Genomic DNA, 10416 nt, shown 5'->3' on the forward strand with positions numbered 1-10416 from the left:
GAGGGTTTACTGCGAAGCGCTCGGCCGGGGGCTTTAGGCCGTCAAGGCCACGACTTCCGCATCCGTCAGTTTCTGCGGTTGGTATCGCACCGATCGGACATGAAGGAACGGCTGGTTGCCGCCGGTGGCAAGGTTCCCGATGCCCAGGAAGTTCATGGGCGGGACCGTCGTCATGTCCGCTTTGAACAACTGGCCGTTGCATCCGTAGCGAAGGCCGTCGGCGCCATAGCTGACCGTGGTCTTGACCGGGCTTCCAACGGGGGTGCCGAGGAGTCCGACCCCTGGCGTGCTTGGGCCTGACACGCCATTGGCGTTGGAATACGCGTAGGCGGACCCCGTCGTATTGAAGCCGATGCCGACCCGGTTGGCGATGGCGGAGCCAATCTCGATCAGGTTGCGCGTCGACGAGTCTCCTTCTCTCGGCCGTCCGAACTCCATGAAGAGGGTGCCTTCGGCGGCATTGCACCAGCCTTTGGTCGTGTCGACGCGAATGACGTCGCCGGCGCGTGTCGTGGCCGCGGAGGTTGCCGTGTCTGCCTGGCGGGTGGCCGCGGTCGAGGTGGCGGCGTCCGCCGCTCGGGTGACCGTTGCGGTCGTCGTGGGGATGTAGCTGGTTGCAACAGGTCCCACCTCGACCTGGCCTTTGCATATCCAGACAGTCAGAGTGCTTGTGACAACCGTGTTTGCGTTGACGACCGGGTAGACCCCTCCGCTGGTGCTGCCCGCAGCCGTCACATTTTGAACAACCGCCCGCGTGAATCTGTCCACGAACTGGGCCGAATTCGCCGCAGTGATGATGAATGAGCCAAGCGCGGAGATGCCCGTGTAGTACATCGTGATCGACTCGCTTCCGGTCAGCGGTCGACTGAGTTTCACGTAGCTGCTCGAACTGTAGGCGGTGCCTCCCATGACCGTTGCGCCAATTCCGGAACCACCCTGCATGCGACAACCCGCGTAGCCCGTGGAGGTCATGGCCGGTGTGAAGGTCGTTGCAACGCAGGCTTCTCCGTCCACCGTTTCGCTGGAGACCAGTGGCGGCGTGGTCCCGCCGGCGACCCCAGCGGCGATCTGGCTGTTGAGCAGCAGGTTCGTGCTTTGCCCCTCCTGCATCAGCCACGGCGCGATGCTCAGATCGGTTGGGTTGTAGGTCATCCGCGCCGCGCCAGCCGCGGCAGTCTTCATCACACCCGTCGAGTCGAAATAGGTCCCGATGGACGCACGGCCAGTGAAGGTCTCGGTGCTAGGGATGTAGCTGGTGGCGAACGTGCCGGCTTCGAGTTGGGCGCCCCACGCGAGGCAGGCGCCATTGTCTGGTCGAGCACCTGAGGCCACTGCGTAGCAGGTCAGCGTATCGCCGACCGCGATTGGCATGTTCGATGTGTAGGTGCACCGGAACCAGCCCCCGCCGACGTCTCGCATTTCCCAACCAGTACCCGAGATTGAGGGAGTGGCGCTGTGGAGGTTCACGCTCCCAGGCGCGCCGTTGAAGGCAGTCGTGTTATTTCGCAGCAGCAGGTCGATGACGGCGGTTCGCGAAACATTCTTGAGATAAACCGAGTACGTCATCACTGTTGCCGTAGCCGCAACGGACAGGAAATTGGGCGAAGTGGCCGGCCCCGAGAACTCCGCTGCTCGGAGCGAGCCGTCTGGTGCCGTCTTGCCAGTGTTGCGCACCATTCCTCCACCCGACCATAGGTGCATGTCGTTGCTCTTGGCCAAGATGTTCGTGCGCTGCTCTTCGACCATCAGCACAGGCGGCAGCGCCCGGTTCGACGGCTCGTAGCTGTTGCGCGCAACGCCTGCCGCCGCATAGCGCAGGATGCCCTTGGCGTCGCAGTAGCTGCCGATGGAGGCGCGTGCCGTGACCCCGTCCCAACTGGGGATGTAGGAGCTGGCGAACGCACCCACTTCGAGCTGCGCACCCCAGATGTAGAGGCCGGCGACGCCGTCGCCGGGACCGGTGCCGGCAGTCGCTGCGCCGGGGTAGACGGCCGCGGTCAGCGCCGCGGATGCGTCTGTCGTGAAGACGATCTCGACCCTGCGCCACCCACCGCCGACATCGACGATCCGTTTCGACACCTCCGTAAAGACAGAGATGGTGAAGAGGGAGATGGTCAAGGCCGACAGGTCGAATGCGAAGCTGATTCTTTCGCCTGTTGTCGCGCCGGAAGCGAAGGTCCATCCATTCGAAGAGCCTGCGGCCTTCGCATAGAAAGAAAAGGCGTAGGTGATTGCGGCCGCCGCTTTGGCAGTCGTCTGCGACGCGCGGCCCACGGACGCGATCCCGCCGTTGAGCAAGGTCAGCTTGCAAGCATCCCAACGTCCGTTCGGCGCCTGGGCTGCGCCAGGCACGGCGGTGACGCTCGTCTTCGCCCAGACCGCGTTTTCAAATCGCGACGAAAATGCCAATTGGTTGATTCGCGCGTTTTCAATGAGCAGCCCCTTCGCCACCTTCGTGATCGGATCGAAGTCGAAGCGCGGCGTGGCGCAGGGCTCGATGAAGCCTTGGGCGTTGACGCGAGAGCCGTTCGTGCCGCCCGCATAGGTGAACAGCTCGGCAAAAGTCTTTTCGGTAAGTGTCGTTGTCATCTGGTTGGGTCCTCTGCGGGCTGCCTCGCGCGAACGCAGGCGGTGCCTTCGGGTTCGGCGACGGAGGGTTCCGCCGCCGGCCAGCCCATGGCGGCCATGGCAGTCTTTTCCTTGGTTGGCGATGACGACTTTCTCGCCGAACGCCCCAACGAAAAAGGCCGACATATGTCGGCCTTCAGAGGAGGGCGGGGCGCCCTGCGGTTCAACGAAGACGGGGCCCTTGCTTCACCGCCCCGCCGGCACCTCGAACACCAGGCACGTCGTCGTCGCATGCGCATACAGCGTGCCGTCCGCCCCGACCAGCCGCGCCTCGGCGGTGGCGAGCTGCTTGCCGCAGTGGATCACCTTGCCCTCGGCGCGCACGCGCTGCACCTTCGGCGTGAGGCCCTTGACGTAGTTCACGCTGAGTTCGGCCGTCGTGTACGCGCGACCGGGCGGCATCATGGTGTGGACCGAGCAGCCCAGCGCCGAGTCGAGCATCGTCGCGACCCAGCCACCATGGATGGTGCCCAGCGGGTTCAGGTGCTGCGGCAGCGGCGTGCCCTGGAAGATGGCGATGCCCTTGCTGACCGAGACGATGGTGAAGTCCAGCGTCTTGGCGATGGCGGCGTAGGGAATCTCGCCGTTGAGCATGGCCTGCATGACCTCCAGGCCAGTCTTGCCGGCGACCTGCTCGGGGCGCGCGAGCCCGGGGCCGGGACCGTTCTCGAGGCGTTCGGCGATCTGCCGTTCTTCGGCGATCCATGCGTCGAGCAGATTGGAGGGGGTGTCGGTGAAAGCTTGCTGCGTCATGCCTGTGTTCCTGCTGGGGGCTTTGCGGGGAGGGGTTGATTGCATATGCAATAGTTGCACATACAATAATACCCCATGGACACACCCACCCAACCCCGCGGCTGCACCAGCTTCAAGACGCGCCAGCTGATGCGCCGCCTGACGCAGCACTACGACGCCGAGGTGTCGCGCAGCGGCCTCAAGACCACGCAGTACTCGCTGCTGTCGCATCTCAAGCGCCTGGGCCCGATGCGCCCGGTCGACCTGGCGGGCGAGTTGAAGATGACCGCGTCCACGCTGAGCCGCAACTTGCAGCCGCTCATCACCGCGGGCTGGGTGGCGCAAGTGGCGGGCGCCGATGCGCGCAGCCGGCTGGTGTCGCTCACCGACGCCGGCGACGCCAAGTGGCGCGAAGCGCAACAGCACTGGAAGACGGCACAGCTCAAGCTCAATGCGCTGCTGGGCGTGGAGCGCGTGCTGGCACTGCATGCGCTCATCGACGAGTCGCTCGCGCTGCTGGGCACGGGCGAGCCGGTCGACGTGCAGGACTGACGCGTCCCGCCACCCCCCACAACGAACACGTTCCGCGTCTACGAAGCCGCGCGGCCGGATTCCCTGTCTCTTCGTTTCTCCCCCGACCCATTCCAACAGTTCCAGAGGTCCCATGTTCGCCACCCACGTCTCCGCATGGCTGCAGCGCCGCGGCATCCACTACGGCTGGATCGTCGCCGCCGTCACCTTCCTGACCATGCTCACCATGTCGGCCGCGCTCGGCCTGCCGGGCGCGATGATGAAGCCGCTCGGCGAGGAGTTCGGCTGGAGCACCGAGCAGATATCGTCCGCGCTTGCGCTGCGCTTTGCGCTGTTTGGCCTCATGGGCCCGTTCGCCGCGGTGCTGATGGAACGCTACGGCCTGCGCGCGGTGATGTGCGCCGGCCTCACGCTGGTCGGGCTGGGCATGGCGCTGGTCACCACGGCCTCGCAGCTGTGGCAGCTGTTCGTGCTGTGGAGTCTGATGCTCGGCCTGGGCACCGGCATGACGGCGCTGGTGCTCGGCGCCGTGGTGGCCAACCGCTGGTTCGTCGCGCGGCGCGGCCTGGTCGTGGGCATGCTCACGGCCAGCGCGGCCACCGGCCAGCTGGCCTTCCTGCCGCTGGCGGCCTGGATGATCGAGCACTGGGGCTGGCGCTCGGCCATCGTGCCGATCGTGGTGGGCAGCGTGGTGATCGCGCTGCTCGCGCTGTGCCTGGTGCGCAACCGGCCGTCGGACATCGGCCTGCTGCCCTACGGTGAGGCGCCCGGCACGCAGCCGGCGCCGGCGCCCGCGTTCACGATGAATTTCGCCACGCCGTTCCGCGTGCTGCGCGAGGTGGCGACCAACCGCACCTTCCTGATCCTGGCCGGCACCTTCTTCATCTGCGGCTTGAGCACCAACGGCCTGGTGCAGACGCACTTCATCTCGCTGTGCGGCGACTACGGCATGAGCGCCGTGCCCGCCGCCTCGGTGCTCGCGATGATGGGCGCCTTCGACTTCGTCGGCACCATCCTGTCGGGCTGGCTGTCCGACCGCTACGACAACCGCAAGCTGCTCTTCTGGTACTACGGCCTGCGCGGGCTGTCGCTGTTCTGGCTGCCGCATTCGGAGTTCACGATCTACGGCCTGGGCCTGTTCGCGATGTTCTACGGCCTGGACTGGATCGCCACCGTGCCGCCGACCGTCAAGCTCGCGGGCGCTGCCTTCGGCCCCGCCAAGGTCGGGCTGGTGTTCGGCTGGATCTTCGCCGCCCACCAGCTGGGCGCGGCCACCGCGGCCTACGGCGCGGGCTTTGCGCGCACGCTGCTGCTGACCTACACGCCGGCGCTGTACACGGCCGGCGCGGCCTGCCTGTTCGCGGCGCTGATCGTGATGGCGATCCGCCGTCCCGCCAAGACCGCCGCTGCACCAGCCGCGGCCACCGCCAACGCCGCCGCACGCGCCTGACTGCCGGAGACCCGCATGACCACCACGCAACAAGCGAACGGCGACCTCGACCCGCGCACGCGCCGCCTGCTCGAGGCGCCCATCATCCCCACGCTGCTGCGGCTGGCCGCGCCCAATGTGCTCGTGATGCTGGCGCAGGCCTCCGTCGGGCTCATCGAAACGTACTTCGTCGGCAAGCTCGGCACCGACGCGCTGGCCGGCATGGCGCTGGTGTTCCCCATCGTCATGCTGATGCAGATGACCTCCAGCGGCGCGATGGGCGGCGGCATCGCCTCGTCGATCGCGCGTGCGCTGGGCGCGCGCCGCCGGGGCGACGCCGATGCGCTGGTGTGGCATGCGGTGGTCATCGCGATCGGCTTCGGCCTGTGCTTCACGCTCGCGCTGTTGCTGGGCGGGCGCTGGCTGTACGGCGTGATGGGCGGCACCGGCGCCGCGCTGGAAGCCGCGCTCACGTACTCGAACTGGGTGTTCGCGGGCGCGGTGCTGGTGTGGCTCTTCAACTCGCTGTCCGCCATCATCCGCGGCACCGGCAACATGGCGGTGCCGGCCAACGTGACGGTGGTGGGCGTGGTATTCCTCATTCCGGCATCGCCGCTCCTGATCTTCGGCATCGGGCCGTGGGGCGGCATGGGCATCGCGGGCGGGGCGCTGGCGCTCCTGCTGTACTACCTGTTGGGCTCGCTCGCGCTCATCGCCTACCTGCGCTCGCCGCGCAGCCTGCTGCGGCCCACGCTGGCGGCGTTCCAGATGCGCTGGCCGCTGTTCCGCGACATCCTGCACATCGGGCTGGTGGGCACGGTGTCGACCGTGGCGACCAACCTGTCGATCGGCATCGCCACCGCGCTCACCGGCCATTTCGGCGCGGGCGCGCTGGCCGGCTACGGCACCGCGTCGCGGCTCGAGTACCTGCTGGTGCCGCTGGTGTTCGGCCTCGGTGCGCCGCTGGTCGCGATGGTCGGCACCTGCATGGGCGCGGGGCTGCGCGAGCGTGCGCTGCGTGCCACCTGGGCCGGCGCGGCGCTGGCCTTCGGCATGGCCGAGGTCATCGGGCTGGCTGCCGCGCTGTTCCCGCGTCCGTGGCTGATGCTGTTCGGCCACGACCCCGTGATGCTCGAGACCGGCGCACACTACCTGCGCGTGGTGGGGCCGCTGTACGGTTTCTTCGGCGTCGGGCTGGTGCTGTACTTCGCCTCGCAGGGTGCGGGCCGGCTGCTGTGGCCGGTGCTCGGCAACATCGCGCGGCTCGCCGTGGCGGGCACGGGCGGCTGGCTGGCGCTGCGCTGGGGCGGCGGGCTCACCGGCGTGTTCGCGGCGCAGGGTGTGGCGCTGGTGGTGTACGGCATCGTCATCGCCTCGGCCATCGCGGGCGGTGCGTGGTTCGGCCGCGTGGGCTGGCCGCGCACGACCCAGGGACTGCTGCGCCGCGTGGCGCAGGCCTGAAGCGCTCACTTTTTCTTTTCATCAACGAAAGGTTCGCCATGCAGATCAAGGATTCCGTCGTCTTCATCACCGGTGCCAACCGGGGGCTCGGCCTGGCGTTCGCCAAGGCGGCACTCGCGGCCGGCGCACGCAAGGTCTACGGGGCCGCGCGCGACCCGAAGAGCATCACGCTCGCGGGCGTCGTGCCCGTGGCGCTCGACGTGACGCAGCCCGCGCAGATCGAGGCCGCCGTGCGCGCCTGCGGCGACGTGACGCTGCTGGTCAACAACGCGGGCATCTCGCGCGGATCGAGCTTCCTGGGTTCGGCCGACGCAGTGGCCGCGGCGCGCGCCGAGTTCGAGACCAACTTCTTCGGCCCCTGGGCGCTCACGCAGGCCTTTGCGCCCGTGCTCGCGTCGAATGGCGGTGGTGCGGTCCTCAACGTGCTGTCGGCCCTGGCCTGGACGACGTTCCCCGGCGTGGCGACCTACAGCGCCACCAAGTCGGCGGCCTGGTCGCTGAGCAACGGCTTGCGCAACGAGCTGGCGGGGCAGGGCACGCAGGTCACGAGCCTGCACGTGGCGCTCATGGACACCGACATGGCGGCGCGCCTGCCCGGTCCCAAGACCTCGCCCGACGATGCGGCGCGCCAGGCGCTGGCGGGCGTGGAAGCGGGGCTGCCCGAGGTGCTGGCCGACGAGGTCACGCGCCAGCTCAAGCAGAGCCTGTCGACCGAGCGGCCCGCCTATGCGAGCCCGCCGGCCTGAGGACGTCAGTAGCGGTAGGGATTGTTGGGGCGGCGGTCGTAACGGTTGGGCACACCGTCGCCGTCGTTGTCCCGGCGGCCGTGGCGACGGCCTTCCCAGTCGCGGCGGCCGTGGTCGTAATAGCCGTGGCGACGCGGACCGTCGTAGTAGCCCGGGTGGTAGTGGCGCGGGGGCGGCGGCGGGGCGTAGTAGTGATGGCGCGGCGGCGCCGGCGTCACGTACACCTGGGCCTGGATGAACGGGCCGCCGGCCTGGGCATGGGCCGGCGCGGTGAGGGCGGCCAGCGACAGCAGGGCGGCAGCACCGAAGGCGAATGTCAGCTTTTTCATGGCGACTCCTGGGGAGTGATTGCGATGCCTCATCGTCGCGCCATTATGTGAAGTTCTTGTAAGCCGGAAGCGAAATCGCATGAAGAGCTGTAAGCCGCTGCGCGCACGCTTTTTCAGCGTTGCGGGGCCGGCAGCATGCGCCGCAGGGCTTCGAAGAACAGATCGGACTGTTCCCTCTCGCCCTGGATCTGCGCCGCCACATGCGCGGCCAGCTTGGCGTTGACGGGCACCAGCGGGCGCCCGGTCGATTGCGCGATCACCTGGTGCAGGCAGGCGCGCTCCAGGTAGTACAGGTCGTCGTAGGCATGCGCGATGGTGCCGCCCGCCACGATCACGCCGTGGTTCGCGAGAAAGGCCACGTCCTTGCCGGCCATGGCGCGCGCGATGCGCTCGCCCTCGGCGTCGTCCAATGCCAGGCCGTTGTACTCGGCGTCGATGGCGATGCGGTTCATGTAGCGCATGGCGTTCTGGCTGGCGGTGGGGTCGAGCGCGCGGTCGACCGTGAGCGTCAGCGCCGTCGCGTAGGGCATGTGGCAATGCAGCACCACGGCGTGGCCCGTGAGCCGGTGCACCGCGCCATGGATGAAGAGGGCGGTGGGCTCCACGCGGTGGCGGCCCGCGAGCACTTCGCCGTGCACGTCGATCAGCACGATGTCGTCGGGACCGATCTCGCTCCAGTGCAACCCGCGCGGGTTGATCAGGTAGCGGTCCTGCGCGCCCGGCAGCAACACGCTGAAATGGTTGCACACCCCTTCGGACAGCCCGTGGTGGGCCGCGGCGCGCAGCGCGAGCGCGAGGTCTTCGCGCAACTGGCGCACGGCGGGGCTGGCGTATTCGGAATCGGCGGACATCACGGGGGTCTCCTTCTTTCTTGTGGTGGGTGAATTGTTCGTGCCGGATCAGGCGCGGGCCAGGCCGGCCCAGGCCGCCACGAAGCGCTGCGCGTCTTCGCGCACGGCGGCGGCGGTCTTGCCGGGCTTGTAGAGCGACGAGCCGATACCGAAGCCGGCGGCGCCAGCCGCGCGCCACGCGCCCATGTTGTCGGGGGCGATGCCACCCACGGGCATCACGGGCGTGCCGGCCGGCAGCACCGCGAGCAGGGCCTTGACCACGGCGGGCGAGGCCAGTTCGGCCGGGAACAGCTTGAGGCCCGTGGCGCCGGCCGCGAGCGCGCCGAAGGCCTCGGTCGGCGTCATCACGCCGGGCAGGCACGCCATGCCCAGGCGCGCGGCCTCGGCGATGACGTCGGCATTGAAGTTGGGCGACACGATCAGCTCGCCGCCGGCCGCATGCACTTCGCGCACCTGCTTGGCGTCGAGCACGGTGCCCGCGCCGACCAGCGCGGTGGGAAAGCGCTGGCGCATCAGCGCGATGCTCTCCAGCGGCTGCGGCGAATTGAGCGGCACTTCGAGCAGCCGGAAGCCGGGCTCGACGATGGCGTCGCCCACGTCGGCGGCTTCGGCGGGCGAGAGGCCGCGCAGGATCGCCACGAGCGGCAGGGCCTGCATCGCGGCGTTGAATTTGTCGAGGGGCGTGGTCATGGGGCGGGTGTCCTGTCGGTGTCGAGGAAGCCGGACAGCGTGTGCAGTCCGGCCCAGGTGGCTTCGGCGCCGAGCGTGCGCGTGGCGACGCCGGTGGCGCGCAGGGCCAGGGTGTAGCGTTGGGTGAGGGTGGAAGAGCCGATCAGCACGACCTCGCCGACGGCCTGTACGGATTGCGTGCGCAGCTCCTCGCCGATGAGCAGGCCCGACAGGTAGCTCGACAGCTCTTCCTTGGGCATGCGCTCGAACAGCGCGAGCGTGCGGGTGCCGAAGGCGTTGTGCAGCAGACCGTGGCCGTTCTCGGAGCGCGTGACGCCTTCGAGGAACGCGGCTTCGTCGAGCGGCGCGGCGGCGTCGAGCGTGCGCCCCAGGATCGAGTGCTGGCTCAGCAGCGCGTAGAACTCGCCCGTCATGTAGGTGCGAAAGCCGGCGACGCGGCCCTTCTTGACCGTGGCCCATTTGTTGTGGGTGCCGGGCAGCACGAAGACGCCGTCGTCCAGGCCGGTGATCGTCATGGCGCCGAGGATCTGCACCTCTTCGCCGCGCATCACGTCGGGCACGCCGGCGTGCTCGTCGCTGAGGCCGGGAACGATGGCGATGCGCGCGCCGGGGAGGGCGGCGATGTCGATGATCTTGCGACCCACTTCCACGCGGCCCGCGGGGCAGGGGCAGTAGGGCGCTTCGACCCAGCCCTGTTTGCTGCCGGCCATGCCGGAGATCAGGCAGCGCGTGTCTTCCAGGCGCATCCAGTCGCCGAACAGCGACTCGAACACGGCGGGGAAACCGCCCTCAGGCACGGTGAGGATGCCGCGGGCGTCGCTGCGCTCTTCGATGACCTGTCCGCTCGGGTCGAGCAATGCACCGCGTAGCGAGCTTGTGCCCCAGTCGATGGCGATGAGTCTTGTCATTTCTGTCGTCTGTTGCGTTTCGAGAGTCGGTTCGGGGCGCGTGCCCAGGCCACCGGGTACTTCCCTCCGCGAATGTCCCCCGGGCTTCGCCCTCCTCCTTGATTTCGCTGC

At 68.5% G+C, this 10416-nt stretch carries 10 protein-coding genes; 4 read left to right on the top strand and 6 right to left on the bottom strand.

Features of this window, described 5'->3' with window-relative positions; all coding sequences use genetic code 11:
* Positions 1–33: 33 nt before the first annotated feature.
* Both AC07OX_RS30440 and AC07OX_RS30445 read right to left on the bottom strand, forming a co-directional pair.
* Positions 34–2589, bottom strand: a complete 2556-nt coding sequence (locus AC07OX_RS30440; RefSeq protein ID WP_495263157.1) for a phage head spike fiber domain-containing protein — start codon at positions 2587–2589, stop codon at positions 34–36.
* Positions 2590–2814: 225 nt separating this feature from the next.
* A complete protein-coding gene (locus AC07OX_RS30445) occupies positions 2815–3381 on the bottom strand; it encodes a PaaI family thioesterase (protein ID WP_062480131.1) in 567 nt (188 codons plus the stop codon).
* Between the two features lie 75 nt (positions 3382–3456).
* Between AC07OX_RS30445 and AC07OX_RS30450 the strand changes: the two genes are divergently transcribed.
* The 4 genes from AC07OX_RS30450 to AC07OX_RS30465 all read left to right on the top strand — a co-directional run bounded on the left by AC07OX_RS30450 (position 3457) and on the right by AC07OX_RS30465 (position 7527).
* On the top strand, positions 3457–3912 hold the full coding sequence (locus AC07OX_RS30450) for a MarR family winged helix-turn-helix transcriptional regulator (RefSeq protein WP_070062480.1): 456 nt from the start codon (positions 3457–3459) through the stop codon (positions 3910–3912).
* A 112-nt stretch (positions 3913–4024) separates the two neighbouring features.
* Positions 4025–5341 (top strand): MFS transporter, encoded by a 1317-nt coding sequence (locus tag AC07OX_RS30455; RefSeq protein ID WP_495263158.1) that lies wholly within the window; start codon positions 4025–4027, stop codon positions 5339–5341.
* A gap of 15 nt (positions 5342–5356) precedes the next feature.
* Positions 5357–6781 carry an MATE family efflux transporter gene (locus AC07OX_RS30460; protein WP_495263159.1) on the top strand — a complete coding sequence of 475 codons (1425 nt, stop codon included), beginning with the start codon at positions 5357–5359 and terminating at the stop codon, positions 6779–6781.
* A 38-nt stretch (positions 6782–6819) separates the two neighbouring features.
* Positions 6820–7527 (top strand): SDR family oxidoreductase, encoded by a 708-nt coding sequence (locus AC07OX_RS30465; RefSeq protein ID WP_095949009.1) that lies wholly within the window; start codon positions 6820–6822, stop codon positions 7525–7527.
* Positions 7528–7532: 5 nt separating this feature from the next.
* Here the strand turns inward: AC07OX_RS30465 and AC07OX_RS30470 are convergent, their stop codons facing one another.
* The 4 genes from AC07OX_RS30470 to AC07OX_RS30485 form a co-directional block, all read right to left on the bottom strand.
* Complete coding sequence (locus tag AC07OX_RS30470) at positions 7533–7856, bottom strand: hypothetical protein (protein ID WP_495263160.1); 324 nt, start codon at positions 7854–7856, stop codon at positions 7533–7535.
* A 113-nt stretch (positions 7857–7969) separates the two neighbouring features.
* Positions 7970–8707, bottom strand: a complete 738-nt coding sequence (locus AC07OX_RS30475; RefSeq protein WP_095746253.1) for an aldolase — start codon at positions 8705–8707, stop codon at positions 7970–7972.
* A gap of 48 nt (positions 8708–8755) precedes the next feature.
* On the bottom strand, positions 8756–9397 hold the full coding sequence (locus AC07OX_RS30480; protein ID WP_495263161.1) for a 2-dehydro-3-deoxy-6-phosphogalactonate aldolase: 642 nt from the start codon (positions 9395–9397) through the stop codon (positions 8756–8758).
* Positions 9394–10305 carry a 2-dehydro-3-deoxygalactonokinase gene (locus AC07OX_RS30485; RefSeq protein WP_495263162.1) on the bottom strand — a complete coding sequence of 304 codons (912 nt, stop codon included), beginning with the start codon at positions 10303–10305 and terminating at the stop codon, positions 9394–9396. Before AC07OX_RS30485 ends, AC07OX_RS30480 begins: the two co-directional genes overlap by 4 nt.
* Positions 10306–10416 lie beyond the last annotated feature (111 nt).

It is taken from the genome of Variovorax sp. GW821-FHT09D07, assembly GCF_059416345.1.